This window comes from Streptomyces sp. NBC_00273 (assembly GCF_036178145.1).
Classification (GTDB): Bacteria; Actinomycetota; Actinomycetes; order Streptomycetales; family Streptomycetaceae; genus Streptomyces.
Map to the genome: position 1 here is coordinate 1,549,101 of NZ_CP108067.1, position 21,352 is coordinate 1,570,452.

Consider the following 21,352-nt stretch of genomic DNA (forward strand, 5'->3'; position numbering starts at 1 on the left):
GAAGGCGCGAGGAGGTCTGCTGTGGCGGAGGCGGAGGCGAAGGCCGCGACCGGGCAGCGGGTGCGTACGGTCTGCTCCTACTGCGGGGTGGGGTGCGGGATCGTCCTGGACATCGCCACGGACCGTGACGGCCGCCGTACGGTGGCCAAGGCCGTCGGGGACAAGCAGCACCCGGCGAACGCCGGGCGCCTGTGCACCAAGGGCGCCACGCACGCCGACATGATGGCCGCGCCGGGCCGGCTGACCACCGCGCTGATCCGCGGCGAGCGGGGCGCCGGGCCCGCCCCCGCCGCCGTGGAGGCGGCGGTCGCCGAGGCGGCCGCGCGCCTGAGGGAGATCCTCGACGCGCACGGCCCCGACGCGCTGGCGCTCTACGTCTCCGGCCAGATGTCCCTGGAGGCCCAGTACCTGGCGAACAAGCTGGCCAAGGGCTTCCTGCGGACGAACCAGATCGAATCCAATTCGCGGCTGTGCATGGCGAGCGCGGGCACCGGCTACAAGCTCTCGCTCGGCGCCGACGGACCGCCCGGCTCGTACGAGGACTTCGATCGGGCGGACGCCTTCTTCGTCATCGGCGCCAACATGGCCGACTGCCACCCCATCCTCTTCCTGCGGATGATGGACCGCGTCAAGGCCTCCGGTGCCAAGCTGATCGTGGTCGATCCCCGGCGCAACGCCACCGCCGACAAGGCGGACCTGTTCCTGCAGATCCGGCCGGGCACCGACCTGGCCCTGCTCAACGGCCTGCTGCACCTCCTGGTCGAGGGCGGCTGGACCGACCCGGCCTTCATCGCCGAGCACACCGAGGGCTGGCAGGACATGCCCGCCTTCCTGGAGGACTACGCGCCCGACCGGGTCTCCCGGATCACCGGCATACCGGAGGCCGACATCCGGCTGGCCGCCCGCTGGATCGGTGAGGCGGGCGAGTGGACGAGCTGTTGGACCATGGGCCTCAACCAGTCCACCCACGGCACTTGGAACACCAACGCCCTGGTCAACCTGCACCTCGCCACCGGTGCCATCTGCCGCCCGGGCAGCGGCCCCTTCTCCCTCACCGGCCAGCCCAACGCGATGGGCGGACGGGAGATGGGCTACATGGGACCGGGGCTGCCCGGCCAGCGCTCGGTCCTGGTGGAGGAGGACCGCGGCTACGTCGAGGAGCTGTGGGGCGTGCCGAAGGGCACCCTGCGCACCGACGTCGGCCGCGGCACCGTCGAGATGTTCGAGAAGATGGCCGCCGGCGAGATCAAGGCGTGTTGGATCATCTGCACCAACCCGGTCGCCTCCGTCGCCAACCGCAGCACCGTGATCAAGGCGCTGGAGACCGCCGAGCTCGTCATCACCCAGGACGTGTTCGCGGAGACCGAGACCAATGCCTACGCCGACATCGCACTGCCCGCGACGCTGTGGGCCGAGGCGGACGGGGTGATGATCAACTCGGAGCGCAACCTCACCCTGGTGCGGGGGGCCGCCGGCCCGCCCGGCGAGGCCCTGCCCGACTGGCAGCTGATCGCCCGGGTCGCCTGTGCGATGGGGTTCGCCGAGGCCTTCACGTACACCTGCGCCGAGGACGTGTTCGAGGAGCTCCGGCAGGCTTGGAACCCGAAGACGGGCTGGGACCTGCGCGGGGTCACGTACGAGCGGCTGCGCTCGGGCCCGGTGCAGTGGCCGGCCGCCCCGGGCGGGCCGGACCGCAACCCGGTCCGCTACCTCAACGACGGGGTCAGCCAGACGCTGGCCGAGCGCCCGGACGGCACCCGCCCCCATCTGGTCTTCCCGACTTCCACGGGACGGGCCGTCTTCTTCGCCCGTCCGCACCTGCCGGACGGCGAACTCCCCGACGACGACTACCCGTTCGTGCTCAACACGGGCCGCCTACAGCACCAGTGGCACACCCTGACCAAGACCGGCAAGGTCGCCAAGCTGGGCAAGCTCAACCCCGGACCGTTCGTGGAGATCCACCCGCAGGACGCGGCCGCGCTCGGCATCGAGGAGGGCGACGGGGTGGAGGTGGCCTCCCGGCGCGGGCGGGCCGTGCTGCCCGCCGTCGTCACCGACCGGGTCCGGCCCGGGAACTGTTTCGCCCCTTTCCACTGGAACGACCTGTTCGGCGAGTACCTCAGTGTCAACGCCGTCACCGACGACGCCGTCGACCCGCTCTCCTTCCAGCCCGGATTCAAGATGTGCGCGGTGACCTTGGCCAAGACACGGGCCCCGGTCCCCGTGGCGGCCCTGCCGGCCGGCACGGGCGCGGGATCCGGGGCCGCCGGGGCCGGACCCGGATCCGGCCTCGTCACCGCCACACTGGCTCGTCCCGCGCCGGCCCCCTCGGCCGTCCCCGCGACGGCCGCCCTCGCCTCCGTGTTCGGGCTGGAGGACCGGACCCCGCCCGCCTTCTCCGACCGGGAGCGCCAGTACCTCGCCGGTTTCCTCGCCGGGCTCGCCTCCGCCCCGCCCGGTCCGGGCGTTCCCTCGCTGCCCGCCGGTGCCCCCTTCGAGGCCGGACACGCGCTCTGGGTCGACGGCGTCCTCGCCGGCACGTACTCGCGTACGGCGGCCGCCCTGGCCGGCGCTCCCCCGGCCGCTCCGGTCACCGCTCCCGCCGCCCCGGACCGGCCGGCCCGGCAGACCGTGATCCTGTGGGCCTCGCAAACGGGCAACGCCGAGGACCTCGCGGCCACCGTCGGAGCGGCCCTGACCGGGAGCGGCTCCCCGGCGAGCGTGCACGGCATGGCGGACTGCACGGCCGCCGCCCTGACGCCCGGCACCGATCTGCTGGTCATCACCAGCACCTTCGGCGACGGCGACGCGCCGGACAACGGAGCCGCGTTCTGGGAGTCCCTCACCGCCGCCGACGCGCCCCGCCTCCAGGACGTCCGGTACGCCGTGCTCGCCCTCGGCGACTCCACCTACGACGCCTTCTGCGGCCACGGCCGCCGGCTCGACCAGCGCCTCGAAGAGCTCGGGGGCCGGCGCCTGCTGCCCCGCGTGGACTGCGAGCCCGACTACGAGGAGCCCGCGGGACGCTGGCTGGAGCAGGTGCGCGGGGCGCTCGCGACCGCCCCGGACCCGGAGCCCGTCGCGCGGCGACGACCCGCGGCGGACCGCAACTCCCCCCACACCGCCGGGCTGTCCGGCAACCGGCTGCTCAGCCTGCCCGGAGCCGCCAAGGAGGTCCGCCGGTTCACCTTCGACCTGGGCGAGGACGGCCCGGCGTACGAGGCGGGCGACGCCCTCGGGGTCCAGCCGGTCAACTGCCCCGCCCTGGTGACCGAATGGCTGGCCGCCACCAGCCTCTCCGCGGACGCGGAGGTCGCCGTACCCGGCCGCGACCCCATGCGGTTCGCCGAGGCCCTGCACCGGCACCTGGACATCACCCGGCTCACGCCCGACCTGCTGCGCTTCATCGCCGAGCACACCGGCGACCGCACGCTCAAGCAGCTGACCCGCCCCGACAACAAGGACGGCCTGGCCCGGTGGACCTGGGGGCGCCAGCCCGTCGACGTCCTGGCCGAGTTCCCGGTCCGGATCGGCGCCCAGGAGTGGGCCGAGCGCCTGCGGCGCCTCGGACCGCGCCTGTACTCGATCTCCTCCAGCCCGCTCGTCGACCCCCGCCGGGTCAGCCTGACCGTCTCGGTCCTGCGCTACGAGGGGCCGGGCGGGCGCCACCGCAAGGGCGTCGCCTCCGCCTTCCTCGCGGACGCCGAACCGGGCACGCCCGTACCGCTGTTCGTGCAGAGCTCGGCGCACTTCCGCCCGCCGGCGGGCTCGGACACCCCGGCGATCATGGTCGGTCCGGGAACCGGCATCGCACCGTTCATGGCCTTCCTCGAACACCGCCGGGCGCTCGGCCACCGGGGCGGGAACTGGCTGTTCTTCGGCGAGCAGCGCCGCGCCACCGACTTCTACTACCGCGAGGAACTGGCGGAACTCCACCGGCACGGCACGCTCACCCGGCTCGACCTGGCCTTCTCCCGCGACCAGCGGACCAAGGTCTACGTCCAGGACCGCATGCGCGAGCACGGCGCCCAGTTGTGGTCCTGGCTCCAGGACGGCGCCCACTTCTACGTGTGCGGCGACGCGAGCCGGATGGCCAAGGACGTGGACCGGGCGCTGCGCGAGATAGCCATGACGCACGGCGGCCTCGACGCGGACGAGGCCGCCGCGTACCTGAAGCAGCTCTCCGCCGCCAAGCGGTACGGCCGCGACGTGTACTGAGCGCGCGGGGTGCTCAGGCGAGGTCGAGGAGCTGCTCGTAGAAGCCGCTGAAGACGTAGGTACGGCCGAAGTCCGCCTCGTACTCCTCGTACTCCTCGTACTCCTCGTACTCCTCGTACTCCTCGACGATCGGACCGAAATCGGCGACGGCGATGTCGGCGGCGGTGATCCGGTCGGGCGGGGTCTCCCGGTACGGCAACAGGGTGTTGGGGCCGGACCGGACGATCCGCTCGTGCCCGTGCTTGGTGGTGCCGAACATCTCGTCGGCCAGGTCGCGGATCAGGTCGCCGACTTCGTGCTCCCCGCGCCCGGGCGCCACGAGCCCGCGCGCCTGCACCTCCTCGAACAGTGCGATGGCCTTCTCCTGCGCCGATACCAGCCCGTGGACGCGCCTGCCCTCGGGCACGTCCGTCGTTCCGTGCGTCACGAGGGCTTCCCTCCGTCGTAGTGGGCGCGCGGCCCGGTCCGCCCCGGCGGCACGCCCGCGCGTGCTCACGCGTGCCTACGCGTGCCTACGAGCATGGGCAAGCCCTCCCGCGAACGCGCGGGGATGTCGACACCTCCAATCCCGCCTACTCAAGCGCAGCGCGATCTGGGGATTCGAACGAGCATTTGCCAGGTGATTGTCGAACATCAGCCGCAGATGCAGGATGGTGTCGACAGGTTGCAGGCGGAGGGGGTCACATGGTGGGCGAGGGAGACCACGGCAGCGCCGTCCGCCCGCGGGCCGCGCTCACCTCCTACCGGCCCGAGCCCGGCCCTCAGGTCCGCCTGCGCGGGCCCGTGCCGCCCGGCTCCGCTACGAGCGGGCCGGGGACGGCTGGGAACGCTTCCGGCTCTGGCCGTAGGACCCCCACGAACACCCGCACCCGGTGGCACGACCGCCGGCGTGCGGCCCCCTCCCCCGTTCCTGCTCACAAGGCGAGGCAACACCGTATGACCACACGGACCCCGTACGGCGGCGGAGCCATCGGCTCGCTCTCCACTGACCGTTCCCCCCACCGCCGCCCGGACGAGCGCATCGCCCGGTTCGTCGCCGAAGCCCTCGGCGACTCCCGGACCGTTCTCGACGTCGGCGCGGTCGCCGAGGACCTGCCCTTCGCCGACGGCGAGTTCGACGCGGCGATGACCCTGTTCGGCGTCCACCAGTGGCCCGACGTACGGGCCGGGCTGCGCGAGATGCGGCGCGTGACCCGAGGGCCGGTGGTCATCTTGACCTGTGACCCCGACGTGGTCAGGGACTTCTGGCTGTACCGGTACGCGCCGGAGGTCCTCGACACCGAGGCCCTGCGCCACCCGACCGTCGAGGAGCTGGCTTCGGCCCTGGGCGGCTCCGGCACGGTCCAGACCGTGCCCATCCCCCTGGACTGCACCGACGGGTTCAACGAGGCCTACTACGGGCGCCCGGAGACGCTGCTCGACCCGGCCGCCCGGCAGGCGTGCTCGGCCTGGAGCTTCGTCGACGACCGGGTCCGCGAGCACTTCGACCGGACCCTCCGCGCGGACCTGGAGTCCGGTGCCTGGGACGAAGAGTTCGGCCACCTGCGCCGTCGGCCGACCTACGAGGGATCGCTCGTGATCGTGCGCGCGACCCCGTAGGAAGAACCGGGGGAAGAGGAAGAACGCGATGTCAGTACCCGACCGGATGGACGAACGGCTGCGCGCCCTGGGGCCGAACTCGGTTCGGCGCTCGCCGATCCGCGCCTCACGGGCGGGGGGCCGCACGCCGAGCTCCTGGCGCTCGCCGCCGAGGCGGGCTGGACGGTGGCCGGATGGCACTGCGGTCATCTGGTCGGGGCGGATCCCTCGACCGGATCCTGGAGGTCCATCCGGTCGTCGGGCCCGGCGGTTTCGGCGGCTCGTACAAGCGGCTGCTGGACCTCGTCTGACGAGCCGCCGGTCGGGGCGTCAGCGGGCCGTCAGGACCAGGGGCGCCGGAGCGCCGTCCGTCCAGTCCGGGAGGATCGCGGCGAGCGCGTCGCCCACGGCGGCCCCCTGGAGGAAGGCGGCGCGGTGCCCGTCGGCGATCCTCGCCCGCCCGCCGTCCCAGGCCACGGGTACCAACCGGGTCAGTCCGGGGGCGGGCCGCGCCCGCCCGTGCACCGGTACGCACGGCAGGGGGCCGAGGGCTCGTCCGGACAGGCCCGCGATCAGGGGGCCGAGCAGGGTACGGGCGGCGACCAGGGCGGCGTACGGGTTGCCCGGTAGCCCCACCACCCAACGGTCCGGGGCCAGTTCGGCGAGCAACATGGGATGACCGGGCCGGCAGGCGACCGTGTCGACGACCATCCGCGCCCCGGCATCGTCCAGCAGTCGGCGCAGCTGGTCGGTGGCGCCGACGGAGGTGGAACCGGTGACCACGACGATGTCGGCGCCCCGCACCGCGTGCACGGCCGCGGCCAGCCGCCCGCTCGGCCGGTCGGGGACGTACCGCACCTCTTCGGTCTCGCCGCCGAATTCGGCGACCAGCGCGGGGAGCAGCGGCCCGAGGGCGTCGCGCACCCGGCCGGGAGCCGGAACCCCCGCGTGAGCCAGCTCGTCGCCGGTGACCAGGACGCCGACCCGGGGGCGCGGCCGCACCGGCAGGGTGTCGTGGCCGCACGAGGCGGCGAGTCCGAGCAGCGCGGGACCGATCCCGGTGCCGGCGGGGGCGAGACGGCGGGCCGCGGGGGCGTCCTCGCCCGTGCGCCGGATGTGCCGGCCCGGCTGCGGCAGCGGGCCGGACACCCGGCCGTCGTCCGTGGTCACCGCCGACTCCAGCGGCAACACGGCGCGGGCGCCGGCCGGTACCTCGGCCCCGGTGGAGATCTCCACGCACTCCGCCGCGCCGAGCACGCCCGCCCAGGGCGCGCCCGCGCGGACGACGGCCCGCACCCGCCAGGGGCCGGTGCCGGACACCGCATAGCCGTCCATCGCGGCCGTGTCGAAGCCCGGGAGCGGCTGAAGGGCGGGCAGGCCGTCGGCCAGGGTGAGTCCGGCGGCGTCGCGCAGGGGCACCGTACGGGCGGGCAGCGGGCGTGCCGCGCCGTGGGCCAGGACCCGGGCCCGCGCCCAGTACACGACCGGTGGCCGTGCCGGGACCCGGGGCGCGACGGCGGGGTCGGGCGTGGGCACGAGGGCGGGTGCGGTCGTCGGAGGCATGAACACGACTGTCGACCCGGGGCGTTTCCGCAATCCCCCCGGGAGGGTTGCGGTTGCGCTCCGATCCGCTCACCCGCCGCGTCACGCGGGTGTGAAGCCCGGGGGATCAGGCGGCGGCGAGGGAGATCTCGGTCGACTTGATCAGGGCGACGACGGAGGTGCCGGAGGCCAGGCCGAGGGCCTCGACGGCGTCCTTGGTGATCGCGGCGGTCAACTCGCCGCCCTCGACGGAGACCTTCAAAACACGCCTCACATGGTCGGAAACGAAACTGCAAGCACTTCTGTGACCTGCGTCATGCCCGAACGTACCCGATGGAGTAGGGGGCCCGGAGCGCCCCCATCGCATTCGCCAACCGATTGGACGCAACCTCCTCGCGTATTCCAGAAAGGCCCGAGGTCCTCTTTCTTCATGGGCCTTTTGCCTGCTTGAACTGGGACTTTTGACCCGGTCGGCCGAATCTGGACCTCATCGAGCGGGGGGTGACGAATTGCAGATGCCGGCCTGCCGGTGGTCCATTGGCAGCAAATGCAGCACCGTTCCCCCATCTCATGCCGTGCGTGACTGGGATAGGGATGTCCGGACAGGAGAACACATCCCGCCATGCGCTTCCTCTCGTACCTCCGACAGCGCCGGGCGGCCGCCGGCCTGTTCGGCGGCGCCCTCCTGATTCCCTTCCTGGCCGCCTGCGGCAGTGGCAGCACCGGCCTCTCCGCGGCCGCCGCACCGACCGCCTCCGCACCGACCGCCTCCGCATCGGGCTCCGTACCGGCCGCGAACCTGACCGTGCTCGCCGCCGCCTCCCTCACCGACGTGTTCAAGACCATGGGCGCGCAGTACGAGAAGGAGCACCCGGGTACGAAGGTCACCTTCTCCTTCGCCGGTTCGCAGGAACTGGCCGCCCAGGTCGGGCAGGGGGCTCCGGCCGATGCCCTGGTCACCGCGGACACCAAGACGATGGACGGCCTCAAGGCGGAGACCGGGACCCCGACGGTGATCGCGAAGAACGAGCTCGTGATCGCCACCGCTCCGGGCAACCCCCACCAGGTCGACTCCCTGAAGGACCTGTCCGATCCCAAGCTGAAGGTCGTCCTGGCCGCTCCGGAGGTCCCCGCCGGGCGCTACAGCCAGGAGGTCCTCGACAAGCAGGGCATCACCGTCAAGCCGGTCTCGCTGGAGCCGAACGTACGGGCCGTGCTGTCCAAGGTGGAACTGGGCGAAGCGGACGCCGGCCTCGTCTACAAGACCGACACGACCGCCGCCAAGGGGAAGGTCGGCGCGGTCGACATCCCGCCCGACCAGAACGCCATCGCCTCCTACCCGGCCGCCACGCTGAAGGCCGCCAAGAACACCGCCGCCGCGAGCGCCTTCGTCCAGTGGCTGTCCTCGCCCGAGGCCCAGAAGATCCTGCAGGAGGCGGGCTTCCAGCAGCCGTGACCGAGCGACGCACCGCCGGGCCCCGCCCGCCGCTCCTCCTGGCCCTGCCCGCGCTCCTCGCGATCGCGTTCCTGATGCTCCCGCTGGTCGGGATCCTCGTACGCACCCAGTGGGGCGAGCTCGGCGAGCACCTGACCACGCCCGGCTCCCTGGAGGCCCTACGGCTCTCCCTCGTGGTCTCCTTCTGGGCGCTGGGCCTCAGCCTGGTCCTGGGCGTACCCCTGGCCTGGCTGTTGGCCCGGATCGACTTCCGCGGGAAGACGGTCGTGCGGTCCCTGGTGCTGCTGCCGATGGTGCTGCCGCCGACGGTGGGCGGTGTCGCGCTGCTGCTCGGCTTCGGCCGGCGCGGTCTGCTGGGCCCCTTCCTGGACGACGCCTTCGGGATCACCCTGCCCTTCCACACCTCGGGCGCCGTCGTGGCGGCCACCTTCGTGGCGATGCCGTTCCTCGTCATCAGCCTCGAGGGGGCCCTGGGCGGGCTGCGGCCGGGCTACGAGGAGACCGCGGCCTCCCTCGGCGCCACCCCGCTGCGGGTCTTCTTCACCGTCACCCTGCCGATGGTGGCCCCCGGCCTGATCGCCGGAGCCGCCCTCACCTGGGCCCGGGCGCTCGGCGAGTTCGGGGCCACGATCACCTTCGCCGGAAACCTGCCCGGCGTCACCCAGACGCTCCCCCTCCAGGTCTACCTGCTGCTCCAGGACGACCCCGAGGCCGCGACCTCGTTGTCCCTCCTCCTGCTCGTGGTGGCGATGGCGGTCCTGGTCGCCCTGCGCGGCCGCTGGACCTCCGGTCACGCCGTACGCGACACCCCTCACGCGACCCCCACCGAGGACCCGGTCGCCCGGGCCCCCGAGCCGGAGGCGGACGCGGTCGCCGGCTCCGCGCCCGCCGGCCGTTGGTCCCTGCACGCCGAGGTCACGGGCTTCAACGAGCTCACCCTCGACGCGGAACCCGGCACCACCATCGCCGTGGTCGGCGAGAACGGCGCCGGCAAGACCACCCTGCTGCGCGCCCTGCTCGGCCTCACCCCGCGCGCCCACGCCGAACTGCGGCTCGGCGACGACGACGTGACGGCCCTGCCCCCGCACCGGCGGGGCGTGGCCTGGGTGCCCCAGGACTGCGCGCTGTTCCCGCACCTCTCCGCGCTCGGCAACACCGCCTACGGCCTGCGCGCGCAGGGCGCAGGCCGCACCGAGGCCCGCGCCCGGGCGCGCCTGTGGCTCGACCGGCTCGGTGTCGGCCACCTCGCCGACCGCAGGCCCGCCCAGCTCTCCGGCGGCCAGGCCCAACGGGTGGCGCTGGCCCGGGCACTGGCCGCCCAGCCCCGTCTGCTGCTCCTGGACGAACCGCTGGCCGCGCTCGACCAGACCACCCGGGCCCGGGTCCGGCACACCCTGCGCACCCACCTGGCCGGCTTCGGCGGGGTCTGCCTCATCGTCACCCACGATCCCGTCGAGGCGGTGTCCTTGGCGGACCGGGTCCTCGTACTGGCCCACGGCCGGGCCCTCCAGGACGCGCCGCCCTCGGAGGTGACGCGCAATCCGCGTTCCCCGTGGGTCGCCCGCATGCTCGGCCGCAACGCCTGGCCGGGGACGACCACGGTGGACGGGCTCAAGCTGGTCGCCGGCGGGTCCGTCGTGGTGGCCGAACCCGTGGCGGAGGGCTCCGAGGCCCTGGCCATCGTCGCGCCCGAGGCCGTCTCCCTCCATCGCGACCAGCCGTCCGGCAGCCCGCGCAACGTGTGGCCCGGAACCGTCCGTGAGATCACGGCGGCGGGCAGCCGGCTCCGGGTCCTCGTCACGTCGCAGGACGCCGCCGACGTCGTCTCCGAGATCACCCCGCAGGCGGCCGCCGACCTGGCGATCGCCGACGGCACCGCGGTGTGGTGCAGCGTCAAGGCCACGGAGATCACCCTCGTACCCCTGTGATGGTGCGATGCTCCGAGCGGCGGTGCACATAGCAACCGGCACATGCCACGAGATTCGCCAAATCACCTCGCAGATGCCATTCACTCTGGCTTGTTCACCTCGTGGATGATTAACTGGCTCCAGGCAGGCCGCTTCGGTCCGCCACCGTGTCCACGTCCAGTCGCCCTGCCGGGTCGACCTCGGCCGACCGACACGCACACCGGCCCCGTGACGGTCGAGCGGCTCTCGCCGCCATGGGGAGCACCGGCAAAAGAGGCCCCTGCATGCCGATCGCGGTGTTCGGTACGTGGGGGCCTCTTTGCGTTCCCGCCGCCCGTCTCACGGACCGGAGCACCTCTGGCATATGCGGTCCTCATGTGGGCATGCTTGCGCAGATACAGCCCGAAACAGCCGCTCCGGCTCGAATGTAAGGACTGAGGTATGGCGGTAGTCGTCGTGCAGCCCGCGGCCGGGCGGGCTCCCACCGCCGTGAGCAGGGTGCTCGCCGCGGCGGGTCTGAGCTCCCGGACCGCCCCGCTCGCCGACGATGCCGGTCCCTCCGCGGACCTCGCCGGGGTGGAGGGCCTGATCGTCCTGGGCGCCGCCGATCCCGGCCTGCTCCGGGAGGCCCTCGCCGCTGAGGTGCCCGTACTGGCCCTGGAACCGGGTACCCGACTGCTGGTGCGGGCCGCCGGCGGCGCCCCGGGAGCCCGGCCCGACACCGCCCCCGACCGCCCGCCGGTGGAACTCACCCCGGCCGCCGGCTCCGATCCGCTCTTCGCCGGGGCCGCCCGGCCCTCCCCGGGCCTCCGGCCGGCGTGCGACCCCCTGGAACTGCCCGCCGACGCCGTGGTCCTGGCCTCCTGCGCCGGGTACCCGGAGCAGGCGTTCCGGATCGGCGCCAGCGCCTGGGGCGTCCGGTTCCTGCCGCAGGAGCTCCCCCTGGACCCCTGGGGTGAGCAGCTCCTGGGCCGGTTCGCCACCCTCGTGGCCGCCCGCGCCGAACACACCGCCACCCGGGCCTTCTTCACGCGCCGGGCCGACGCCTGGGAGGAGCGGTTCGCCCACCAGACCCCCGCCTACGAGGCTGCGGTCGCCCGGCTGCGGCTGACACCCGGCGGGCGGGCCCTCGACCTCGGCTGCGGCACCGGACGGGCGATGCCCGCGCTCCGGTCGCAGGTCGGACCCCGCGGCCAGGTGCTCGGCGTCGACCTCACCCCGGCCATGTTGGCCGCCGCCGCCCGGCACGGCCGCGCCCGCCACGGATCCCTCCTCGCCGCTGACTGCACCCGGCTCCCGCTGGCCGGGGCGTCCGTGGACGGCATCTTCTCGGCGGGATTGCTCGACCACCTCCCGGACCCGGCCGCCGCCCTGCGCGAATGGGCCCGCGTCACCGCGGCCGACGGCGTCCTGCTGCTCTTCCACCCGTCGGGCCGCGCGGAGCGCGCCGCCCGGCACGGCCGCTTCCTGGACCCCGACGACCTCCTCGCCGAGGACAACCTCCGCCATGCGCTGGAGACCACGGGGTGGCACCTGGAGGAGTACGAGGACGCCGCCGATCACTTCCTGGCCCGTGCGGTGCCGCGCGGCTGAGCCCGTACGACCGTGCTCAGAGGCGGTGGATCCGCTCGATGCCGTACCAGTTCGAGACGCAGGCCGCGACCCAGTCCCGCTCGTAGGCGGACGTGAAGAAGGGTTCGGCCAGGCTCCCGATGTGCAGGGGCCGGTAACCGAGGTCGGTGGCACCGGCCGCGGCTTCGGTCCGGATGCGGAAGTTCTGGGCGTCCCAGGCCACCGCGCGGGTGACCGTGGCGGTGGTGAGCTGCTTGACGCTCGGGACGAGCACGGCCAGCGAGGCCAGCCCCAGTCCGGCCGCGACCACGATGCCCGCCGGCAGGGCCACGGCGGCGGGCCCCCGGCGCGCCGAGTACCGGCGGGCCCACACCCCCAGCAGGACGCCGTAGGCGCACAGCGCCAGTTCCATCGGTACGAGGTAGTTCGTCCAGGTGCGGGCGTACGTCCACCCGCTCGGTCCGTAGCCGCTGCGCAGCCCCACCACCACCGCGAACGATCCCAGCACCACCACGAGCACGGGCATCAACAGGAGGGCGACCAGCATCTTCCGCGGGACGGCCGGGCCCGACTCCCGTTTTCCGGGCGCGGGCACGGGCGCCGCGAGCCCGGCCCCCAGGCCCAGCAGGAGGCCGACGGCGGCGGCTCCGAGGTAGGCCCACTGGCCGGTGACGGTGTCCCACATGTGGAGCCAGTCCTCGTAGGTGCCCCGGAGTTCGCCCGAGGAGAGCATGGACTCCTTGGCCGGCTGCTGGGCGCGGCGCCACCGGGCGCCGGGGGACGTGGTGAGCACGATCAACCCGCAGACGATCCCGGAGCACCAGAGCAGGCACCAGGTGAACGGGCGCCAGGTACGCGCCAGCTTCAGTCGGGGCACGGCCAGCAGCCCCACGCAGGCCGCGAGGAGTCCGCTGACGAGGGAGAACGACTCGCTCAGGGTGCCGATCGCGAACCCGATGAGGAACGCCGCGGCGAAGCCGCCCGCGCGCACGGCGGCCCGGGGTTGGCGGACGGTCCAGATGCCCAGCAGCAGCGCCCACACTCCGATGACGCTCGGAACGGTGTGGGAGATCGTGGCCGGTGCCCACAGCAGGACTTGATAGCTGCGCGTGCCGCCGTAGTAGATCACGGCCTGGACGGCCAGGGAGGCGGCGACCAGGAGCAGCATCGGGGGGTTCACGCCGAGGCACCGCAGGAACTGGATCCCGAGCAGGACCAGGCCGACGGTGAAGGCGATGGCGATGACGGTCGGCAGGATCTTCATCCCGGCCAGTCCGTCGCCGTAGACGATGCCGCTCAGGAAGGCGTTGGTGATCCGGCCGTTCTGGGTGGCGTAGAAGTCGTGCGTGATGCCGAGGACGCCCAGATCGCGGGACTTCCAGGCGGCGCACCAGTCGTCCGAGCTGGGCCGCAGGTAGAGGCCGAGGAAGCAGCCGACGGCGATCAGCGCTCCGGCCGCCGCCACCAGGCAGCTGCCCGCGACCGGCAGGAGCCTGCGGACGAACCGGCGGTTCCCCTCGGTCGAAGCAGTGCTCATTCACCAGTCCTTCGCAGCGAAGCGCGGCCGGGCCGGCTTCCGACGGCTCGTGCGCCAGCCGGTTCCGGTCACACCAATGTGCACGGTTCACCGCCGACCGGCATCCGAGAGGAGGGCCGCCGGGGCCGGGCCCCGGGCCTCCTGCCGTGCGCCAACGGCGCCTTCCCCCCTGCCGCCGCCGCACCCGCGCCGCTGCGTCGGCTACTCCGTCCGTTGCTCCGTCCGTTGCTGCGTGCGGGAACGGACGGCCCCTTCCGGGCCCTTCCCCTCCCGTCACCCGAGCGGCGGGCATGTCGTGGCGGGCTCCGCACATCCGGCCCACGATGGGTGCTCCGGGGGCCGCGCGCTCGGGAGCCCGACAGAAGGAGTGGCGATGCCCGCTGCCCTGCTCGTCCGCTGGGCGGCCGTCGCGGCGTCCCTCGCGGGGATCGCCCTCCCGGTGTGCGTCGCGGGGAGCCCCGTCGGCCGGCCCTCCGAGGAGGAGCGGCCGGTGTTCTTCGTCCGGCCCCTCGGACACCAGAGCCACGGAGACGCCGAGGGCCGCTACGCGCCCCTGTCGATGCTCGTCGCCCCCACCATCGGCCTCCTCTCCAACACCACCACCGTCGAAGGCGTCTCACCTGCCGTCGCCGGGGGCGCGCGGTACGTCGAGCGGAGCCACGTACTGCGCCTGCTGTCCGGCCGGTGGAAGTACCTCCCCGGCGGCCGGACGGCATCGGTCGTGGTGCCCCCGGAGGACCCGACGGCCCGCCTGCAGATCGCGGAGAGCCGCGACTGGCTGGCCGCCGGCCGGGTGCCCGGCAACACGGCGACCCGGCGCGCGGCGGCCGAGCGGGCCCTGCTGGCCATGCGCGCCCTGCTGCGCCCGAACGGGGCCATGGCGGCGGGCTGGTCTCCCGGCTGGACGTACTCCTGGCCGCGCGACTCCAGCTTCGCCTCCGCCGCGTTCGCGCACACCGGCCACGACGCCGAGGCCTACCGGATCCTGCGCTACAGCGCTGCGACCCAGCGCAAGGACGGCACCTGGGACGCGCGGACGGAACTCGACGGTTCCGGCCCGCCGGACAGCAGGCGGTGGCAGCTCGACGCCAACGGCTGGGTTCCCTGGGCCACCTGGCAGTGGTACCGGACGGCACCTCCCGCCACGCGCCGCGCCCGACTGACCGCCCTCTACCCGATGATCCGCAAGGCGGCCGACCGCTCGGCGGCTTCCCTCGGGCCGGACGGGCTGCCTCCGGCCTCCCCGGACTACTGGGAGGTGATGACGACCACCACGAACATCGGTACGGCCGCACCCCTGCTCGCCGGACTCCACGCCGCCGCGGACCTCGCCGCCGCGCTCGACCGGCCGGGGGACGCGGCCCGCTGGTCCGGCGCCGCCGGGCGACTCTCCACCGGGATCTCCCGGACGTTCGCCCCGCTCGGCTATCAGCGCACCGTCGACGGACAGCACGGACGGGACAGCGCGGTGGCCTTCATGGCGCCCCCCTTCAACACGGCCCCGGCCGACCTGCCCCGGGCGCTGGACACCACGTACAAGGCCTTGCTGCTGCCCAACGGGGGGCTCACTCCCGGGAACGACCCGACCGCGCCCTGGGGTGCGAACGCCTGGACCCCCAGCACCTCGTTCTTCGCCCTCGCATGGGCGGGCACCGGGCAGCCGGCGAAGGCCCGTCAGGTCCTGGACTGGGTCCTCGCCAAGCGGAACCCGCTCGGGGAGCTGCCCGAGAAGGTGGACCGGGCGGGCAGGCCCTCGTCGGTCGCGCCACTGGGCTGGACCGGCTCGATCGTCGTCCTCACGCTGGTGGCACTCGACGGCGTGGGGCTCCCCACCCCACCCCGGAGGCCGTAGCGACGTGGCCCCGTAGCCCTCTCATCCCTTCAGCCCCTCAGCCCCCTCAGCCCCTCGACCCTTGCGGCCTGCGGGGGCCGCTTCAGACCGGGTCCGTTCCGTCACCGGGCGGCGGAGCGGTGCGCAGCCGCTCCAGCTCGTCGAGCAGCCGCTCGTACGCGAGCTTCTCGGCCGCCACCGCGCGCGCGAGGGGGAGGTGGTGCGGATCCTGCCGGGACCGCGCCTCCTCGGCGGCGGCGACGCGGAGCTCCCTCGCCCGGTCCAGTTCGTTCATCGCCGCCACGGTGCCGACATCGAGCAGCTCGTGCTCCAGGACCTGGGAGAAAGCCCGCTCCGTCGGCGCCGTGAGCCGGTCGAGGTCCTCCGCGCAGCCCTCCGGGGTCTCCGTCCGCCCACAGGCCTCGTCGACGGCGCGGGAGAGCGATCGCAGGCCCTTCCCGAGTTCCGGGTACCCCCAGTCGGGCGCGGGGTCGCCGCCGCAGCCGGCCACCAGGGCCGTGCAGGCGGTGAGGGCGGCCACGGCGCGCATCGTCGCGGGTCCTGCGCACCTGCGTCGGCACGAGATGAGAGGACGGGTCATGGAAGCCCCGATCGCCCGTTGGTCCGAGTGCGGCCGCCCCGGCTGCGCGAGCTGGTCCGGCTGCCATCCTCGCCCGCCGCCCTCCGCCCTGCCACCCGGCGGCCCGGGGGCGCCTGGGCCGCCGGGTGGAGCTGCGGCGCAGGTCACCGCGGGGGCTGTCCCCCGGCGACGGTCGTGCCCGGGCGACCGGCTTGCGCGAGCGTCCAGGGCTGGACGGCCCGGTGCCACGGAGCGGGGGTCCGGCTGCCGGGCAGGGTCGCGCCGCCCGAGGGGACCGTCGTGATGACGTGCAGGTCGGCGTCCAGGCCGAGCGCCGCTGCGACGGCCGTACCGGCCCCCTCGGCCACGCCGGCGGGAGCGCCCGTGTACAGCATCTGGGACTCCTGCCAGGGCTGCGGACCGTCGGCGGCCGCCACGCCGACCGTGCCCGCGCCCGCCCGTCCCGCGAGCAGGTCGCCGGCGATGCCCACGGCACCGTAGCCGCCCAGGCCGCCCGCCTCGGCGACCGGGGAGAACTCCGGTGCGGGCCCGCCCGCGCGGGCCAGGCTCGTGGCGACGGTGCCGATGCCGGGCCGGCGGAAGAACAGGCGGACGCCGTCGCCCTCCGGACGCACCGAAAGCGCGCCCGTCGTCTGGGGCAGCCCGGTCGGGACGGGGCCGCCGAAGGGGGCGCCCGGTGCCGGCTGGACCCAGGCCAGTACGGACCCGGCGGTGGCCGCGTACACGTGGCGCCGCCCCGACCCGTCGGTCGCGGTGACCGGATCGCCCTGGAGGCCGGCGCCGCCCAGGGCCTGCCACCCGCCGAAGTCGCCGCCCGGCGTCTCCTGGGCGCGGGCGCGCAGCGTCCGGCGGGAGTCGCGGACGTAGACCGTCATCCGTCCCTCGGGGTCCACGGCGACGGACGGGCCGCTGATGGCCGAGGTGCCGGACCTGTCCGCGGTGTCCGGGGTGCCCAGCGACCGCCACGGGCCGAATCCGCCGTCGACCTCGCTCTGGACGGCGTAGACGATTTCCCGGCCGTACTCCTCGGGCGTCGCGCCGAGGGTGGTGCGGGTGGCGAACACGCCGATCCGGCCGTCCCAGAGGCGGACGGCCGCCGCCCCGGAGTCGATGCCGTCGCCGGGCAGGAACTCGGGGCCCTGCCAGAGGGCCTGCGGGCCGCTGCGCGACCAGTACGCCATGCGGCCGTCCAGCGCGGCGAAGGCCCACAGCCGTCCGGAGACGCCCTCGGTCATCCAGGACGTGCCGTCGCCGCGGCTGTAGCGGATGGTCTGGCTCCAGCCGGCGCCGGTGGGCCGGGTCGCGGTCTTGCGGTCGCCGCAGCCGGCGGGGCTGCCGCACCAGTCCTGGTGGTCGGTCCAGGCGTAGGTCTTCAGGTAGCCGAGCTTCTCCTCGGCCGTCTGCGGGTCGAGCGTCGGGGGCAGCGAGCTGTTCGGATAGCTCACGTAGTTCTGGACCGAGAAGTGCGGCCGGGCCGTGGTCTTGGCGTAGCGCTCGACGGCGGCCTGCACGAAGCGGGCGCCGTACATGTGGTCCTGGTGGTCGAGGAAGGCGCCGCCGCCCTCCGCCCGGCCGGGGGTCGGGTCCTGCGTGCGTATCGTCGTCGGCCGGTAGGTCTCGAACACGCCCGCGATGGCGGCCACGGTCTGGTCCTTGGTGTAGGAGAACCAGTCCTTGACCGGGGTACCGGAGGTCAGCTGGGCGCCCAGGGCCGGGGTCCGGCCGTCCCACAGGCCGCGGAGGCTCTCCGGATTGTCCCCGGAGATGCTGCGGGCCTCGCGCAGCTCCATCCACACGAGATTGACCTGGGGCCGGGCGACCAGGACGTCCACCTCGGCGCTGCCGCCACCCGCGGTGGGTACGGACTTGCGCTGCCAGGCGCTGGTGCGGTCGCCGGTGGCCATCTGCGCGTAGGCGGCGCGTATGCCGTTCTGTCGGGCCTCCGCGTAGGCGGCGCGGTCGGCGGGGCCGACGGCGTCCTGCAGGTGCGGGCTGTGGGCCTCGTTCCTGCCGTCGGACTCGCCGGAGGTCAGGTAGACGGTGGTGACCTTGATGCCCGTCGATATGGAGCGGCTGAGGTCGGGGTTCATGAAGAAGAGGTCGTCGTCGGGGTGCGCGACGACCTGGAGGGTGGCGCCCTCGGTCACGCTCGGGGTGACCACCACCTCGGGAGCCGCCTGCGGGAGCTCGGTCCCGTGTCCGTAGGCCCAGGCCGTCACGCCGGCGGTGCCGACGGAGAACGCGGCGAGCAGGGCCGCGAGTCGGGTGCGGCGGGCCAGGGACATGTACAGCGCCTTGGGGGTCGGTCCCGTGCGGCGATCCGCCTGGGAAGTCGATCGGTGTCCCGATGGCTCCACTGCTTCCGGAGACGACCGGGGCCGATTATGTCCCGCGCGTTCGGGGCTGACACACCATCAAGTCCCATATGACCACAAAGGGAGTTGTGGTAGAAATGAGTATTTTTGTCCCATTTGTCAGTTCGCGCGTAGTTGGCTAGGAAAACCGGCCGAAACCGATGTATGTGCCGGCCACCTGCAGGTTGTCGGGGATCACTACGGCCGTCGAGCGCGCCGGCCCCTTAGCCACCAACCCTCACAAGTGGCGCATTCCACACCTCGGGCCGACCGGCACCGACCGCCATCGACAGGCCCCGGCAGTGACGCGGCTCTCACCGGCCGACGCGGCCCCCTGGAGCCCGGGGACCGGCAGGTCGTCGTGGGGGACAAGGCCCTGTGCACGTCCTACGAGCTCTTCGACGCCGAGCGGCAGGGCGACGCCGTCCGGCACGCCGGCTCGGGCGCGATCTTCGACCTGCGGTCCAACGTCCTGCGGCCCGACGTCCTGCGGCCCGACGGATGGACGTCCGCCGAAGCCGGCGGGCGGATCGACCACGCGATCCGCATCACCGTGCCCCGCTCCGACCGGAGCTACGTCTGGCCCGCGAGGCACCGGGCGGGCTCGGCAGCGGACAGCGCACTGCCTCCGATGGGGCTGCGGCTGCGGCTGCGACTCAAGGGCTCGGACTTCGAGGCGGTCGACGCGTCCGGACTCCAACAGTCCGCGGACTCCGGGGCCGCCGCCCCCGGTGCCGCGTGACGGACGGACCGGACTCGGACGGATGCGCCGCGCCGAGGGCGAAGGCCGCTTCGGCCACCGCACGGCCCAGTGCCGACAGACAGGCCGACCAGGTCCGGTCCACGTCGTGCCGTTCGGCGGGCGGTAGCGGAGCTCCGGCCGAAGTGCGGGCCGCATCGGCGACGCCGAGCAGGCGTGCCGCCCGCTCGGGCTCGCCACCGGCCGCCGCCGCGCCCGCCAGGCCCTCCAGCGCGAGGGCCACGGCACGTACGTCTCCCAGCGCTCGCGCGGCCTCGAGTCCTTCGCGGTGCAGGGCGCGGGCCCTGGCCGGGTCCCCCCTCAGCTCGGCCGTGAAGCCCAGTTCGGCGAGGGCGAGCGTCGTGCCCGGCGCGTAGTCGACCTCCCGGAACCACGTCAGCACCGCCCGCATGTGCTCCTCGGCGCCGACCAGGTCGCCGGTGCGCCGGGCGACCATGGCGAGTCCGATCCGGGCGTCCGCCTCTCCGGCCCGGTGGCTCTGTTCCCTGGCCAGCCGCAGGGCGTCCACGTGCCGCTGCCGGCTCTCCTCGAACGCACCCGCCAACAGCGCCGACCGCCCCAGCGCGCACAGCCGTTTGCCGGCCTCGGTCCGCAGCCCGAGCTCCTCGGCGATGGCCAGCCCCTCCTCGTGCAGCCGGGACGCTTGCGGGTACTCGCCCGCGATCTCGTGGAGCGCGGCACGGGGGAAGACGGTCTGCAACAGGCCCCAGCGGTCGCCCAGTCCGCCGAACAGGCGTGCGGCGCGCTCCGCGTCGCGGCCCACCGCGACCAGGTCGCCGTGCGCGAGGGAGTGTCGGGCGCGCACGCTCAAGGCGGCCGCGGTCCCCCACACGTCACCGATCGCCTCGGCCACGGCCAGGGCCCGGTCGGCGAGTTCCTCGCCCGCGGACACGTCTGCCGCGCCCATCTGCGCGGCGGCCAGGAACCCCACCGCGTGCGCATGTCCCAGCCGGTCGTGTTCCGCCACCTCCCGCGCGTCGAGGTCGGCCGCCGCGGTCCGCAGCAGGGTCCCGGCGGCGCTCGACGTGCCTTCCCACACGGTCAGGCCGGCCCGCCAGGCCGCCGCCAGGGCGGTGGCGGCGATCCGCTCCCCCGCCGACCGGTCCTGGCCCGGACCGGTCCCGGACGCGACGTGCGCGGGGTGGTCGGGGTGGTCGCGCTCCGCGGCGAGGCAGGCGTCGAGCAGCCGGCCGCCCTCCGCGGGTCCGCCGCGCAGCAGCCAGTACCGGGCCAGGGCACGGGCCGCCCGCAGGGCCGGTACCACCCGGCCGTGCGCCAGGGCCTCCTCGACCGCCGGGTACAGCTCCGCCTCGGCCGCGTCGAGCCGGGCGAGCCAGAGCCGCTGGTGCGGGCCGCGCAGCAGCGGTTCGGCCCGCAGCGCCAGCTCCCGGTAGTACCTGGGCGGCCGACCAGCGGGCCGCCTACCTGGACGGCGCGGTGTACGCGGTGCCCCAGACCGTCGGCACCTCCGCCGCCTTCGTCCTCTACAGCGGCGACGAGGCGGCGTACCGGACCTACCGCACGGTCCTCGACACGATCGGTGAGGGCAGCCTCGTCGGCCCGGCCCCCGAGCTGTCGTCCGTGTACGACACCGCCCTGCTCAGCGGCATGTACGGGATGTTCGCCGGGTTCTTCCAGGCGGTGGCGCTCGCCGGCACGGAGGGGATCGGGGCGGCTGAGCTGGCGCGCCCGCTGGTGCGGTGGCTGACGGCGGCCGCCGACGCGCTGCCGGGCTTCGCGGAGGAGATCGACGCGAAGCAGTACACCACGACGACCTCCAACCTGGAGATCAACGCGGTGGGGCTGCGCAACATCCTCTCCACCACCGAGGCGCAGGGACTGCCGACGGACCTGCTGGCGCCGCTGCTGCGGCTCTTCGACGACCAGATCCGCGCGGGGCACGCCGCGTCCAGTCTGTCCCGGGCGGTGGAGTCGTTGCGCGCCGGCGGTCTCCGGTAGCCGGTATCCGGTATCCCCTTGACCCGAAGCTCGGTTG

Annotated in this window: 13 protein-coding genes and 2 pseudogenes; 8 read left to right on the forward strand and 7 right to left on the reverse strand. The window is 74.1% G+C overall.

What is annotated here, in order from left to right; all coding sequences use genetic code 11:
• The first annotated feature begins 21 nt into the window (after window positions 1–21).
• A complete protein-coding gene (locus OG386_RS06630; protein WP_328787226.1) occupies window positions 22–4,218 on the forward strand; it encodes a bifunctional nitrate reductase/sulfite reductase flavoprotein subunit alpha in 4,197 nt (1,398 codons plus the stop codon).
• 52 nt (window positions 4,219–4,270) lie between these two features.
• Here the strand turns inward: OG386_RS06630 and OG386_RS06635 are convergent.
• Window positions 4,271–4,645 (reverse strand): annotated as a pseudogene (locus OG386_RS06635) (M24 family metallopeptidase); the annotation flags it as partial.
• 509 nt (window positions 4,646–5,154) lie between these two features.
• Here OG386_RS06635 and OG386_RS06640 point away from each other — a divergent pair.
• Entirely contained in the window at window positions 5,155–5,817 is a 663-nt protein-coding gene (locus OG386_RS06640; RefSeq protein WP_328787227.1) for a class I SAM-dependent methyltransferase, read from the forward strand.
• A gap of 309 nt (window positions 5,818–6,126) precedes the next feature.
• Here OG386_RS06640 and OG386_RS06645 read toward each other — a convergent pair whose 3' ends face one another.
• Both OG386_RS06645 and OG386_RS06650 read right to left on the reverse strand, forming a co-directional pair.
• Complete coding sequence (locus tag OG386_RS06645; protein ID WP_328787228.1) at window positions 6,127–7,359, reverse strand: molybdopterin molybdotransferase MoeA; 1,233 nt, start codon at window positions 7,357–7,359, stop codon at window positions 6,127–6,129.
• Window positions 7,360–7,465: 106 nt separating this feature from the next.
• Window positions 7,466–7,600 (reverse strand): annotated as a pseudogene (locus tag OG386_RS06650) (TOBE domain-containing protein); the annotation flags it as partial.
• Window positions 7,601–7,960: 360 nt separating this feature from the next.
• Here OG386_RS06650 and modA point away from each other — a divergent pair.
• The 3 genes from modA (at window position 7,961) to OG386_RS06665 (ending at window position 12,294) form a co-directional block, all read left to right on the forward strand.
• Window positions 7,961–8,794 carry a molybdate ABC transporter substrate-binding protein gene (gene modA / locus OG386_RS06655; protein ID WP_328787229.1) on the forward strand — a complete coding sequence of 278 codons (834 nt, stop codon included), beginning with the start codon at window positions 7,961–7,963 and terminating at the stop codon, window positions 8,792–8,794.
• Window positions 8,791–10,722 (forward strand): ABC transporter permease, encoded by a 1,932-nt coding sequence (locus OG386_RS06660; RefSeq protein WP_328787230.1) that lies wholly within the window; start codon window positions 8,791–8,793, stop codon window positions 10,720–10,722. The genes modA and OG386_RS06660 overlap by 4 nt, the downstream gene beginning before the upstream one ends.
• Window positions 10,723–11,142: 420 nt before the next feature.
• Complete coding sequence (locus OG386_RS06665) at window positions 11,143–12,294, forward strand: methyltransferase domain-containing protein (protein ID WP_328787231.1); 1,152 nt, start codon at window positions 11,143–11,145, stop codon at window positions 12,292–12,294.
• A 16-nt stretch (window positions 12,295–12,310) separates the two neighbouring features.
• On the opposite strand, the gene OG386_RS06670 is transcribed toward OG386_RS06665, so the two are convergent.
• Window positions 12,311–13,810 (reverse strand): hypothetical protein, encoded by a 1,500-nt coding sequence (locus tag OG386_RS06670; protein WP_328787232.1) that lies wholly within the window; start codon window positions 13,808–13,810, stop codon window positions 12,311–12,313.
• A 373-nt stretch (window positions 13,811–14,183) separates the two neighbouring features.
• Between OG386_RS06670 and OG386_RS06675 the strand changes: the two genes are divergently transcribed.
• Complete coding sequence (locus OG386_RS06675) at window positions 14,184–15,662, forward strand: hypothetical protein (RefSeq protein WP_328787233.1); 1,479 nt, start codon at window positions 14,184–14,186, stop codon at window positions 15,660–15,662.
• A gap of 82 nt (window positions 15,663–15,744) precedes the next feature.
• Here the strand turns inward: OG386_RS06675 and OG386_RS06680 are convergent, their stop codons facing one another.
• Window positions 15,745–16,191 carry a hypothetical protein gene (locus OG386_RS06680; RefSeq protein WP_328787234.1) on the reverse strand — a complete coding sequence of 149 codons (447 nt, stop codon included), beginning with the start codon at window positions 16,189–16,191 and terminating at the stop codon, window positions 15,745–15,747.
• Between the two features lie 194 nt (window positions 16,192–16,385).
• Complete coding sequence (locus tag OG386_RS06685) at window positions 16,386–18,527, reverse strand: PIG-L family deacetylase (RefSeq protein ID WP_328787235.1); 2,142 nt, start codon at window positions 18,525–18,527, stop codon at window positions 16,386–16,388.
• Between the two features lie 430 nt (window positions 18,528–18,957).
• On the opposite strand from OG386_RS06685, the gene OG386_RS06690 reads away from it, so the two are divergent.
• Entirely contained in the window at window positions 18,958–19,338 is a 381-nt protein-coding gene (locus tag OG386_RS06690; RefSeq protein ID WP_328787236.1) for a hypothetical protein, read from the forward strand.
• On the opposite strand, the gene OG386_RS06695 is transcribed toward OG386_RS06690, so the two are convergent.
• Window positions 19,253–20,620 (reverse strand): tetratricopeptide repeat protein, encoded by a 1,368-nt coding sequence (locus OG386_RS06695; RefSeq protein ID WP_328787237.1) that lies wholly within the window; start codon window positions 20,618–20,620, stop codon window positions 19,253–19,255. The two genes, OG386_RS06690 and OG386_RS06695, sit on opposite strands and share 86 nt — an antisense overlap.
• A gap of 182 nt (window positions 20,621–20,802) precedes the next feature.
• On the opposite strand from OG386_RS06695, the gene OG386_RS06700 reads away from it, so the two are divergent.
• Window positions 20,803–21,315, forward strand: a complete 513-nt coding sequence (locus OG386_RS06700; RefSeq protein ID WP_328787238.1) for an imine reductase family protein — start codon at window positions 20,803–20,805, stop codon at window positions 21,313–21,315.
• Window positions 21,316–21,352 lie beyond the last annotated feature (37 nt).

Bases quoted from the DNA above. Each gene is read 5' to 3' on its own strand.
- OG386_RS06675 (WP_328787233.1), top strand. From the start codon at position 14,184: ATGCCCGCTGCCCTGCTCGTCCGCTGGGCGGCCGTCGCGGCGTCCCTC.
- OG386_RS06685 (WP_328787235.1), bottom strand. From the start codon at position 18,527: ATGTCCCTGGCCCGCCGCACCCGACTCGCGGCCCTGCTCGCCGCGTTC.
- OG386_RS06640 (WP_328787227.1), top strand. From the start codon at position 5,155: ATGACCACACGGACCCCGTACGGCGGCGGAGCCATCGGCTCGCTCTCC.
- OG386_RS06645 (WP_328787228.1), bottom strand. From the start codon at position 7,359: ATGCCTCCGACGACCGCACCCGCCCTCGTGCCCACGCCCGACCCCGCC.
- OG386_RS06665 (WP_328787231.1), top strand. From the start codon at position 11,143: ATGGCGGTAGTCGTCGTGCAGCCCGCGGCCGGGCGGGCTCCCACCGCC.
- modA (WP_328787229.1), top strand. From the start codon at position 7,961: ATGCGCTTCCTCTCGTACCTCCGACAGCGCCGGGCGGCCGCCGGCCTG.
- OG386_RS06670 (WP_328787232.1), bottom strand. From the start codon at position 13,810: ATGAGCACTGCTTCGACCGAGGGGAACCGCCGGTTCGTCCGCAGGCTC.
- OG386_RS06680 (WP_328787234.1), bottom strand. From the start codon at position 16,191: ATGCGCGCCGTGGCCGCCCTCACCGCCTGCACGGCCCTGGTGGCCGGC.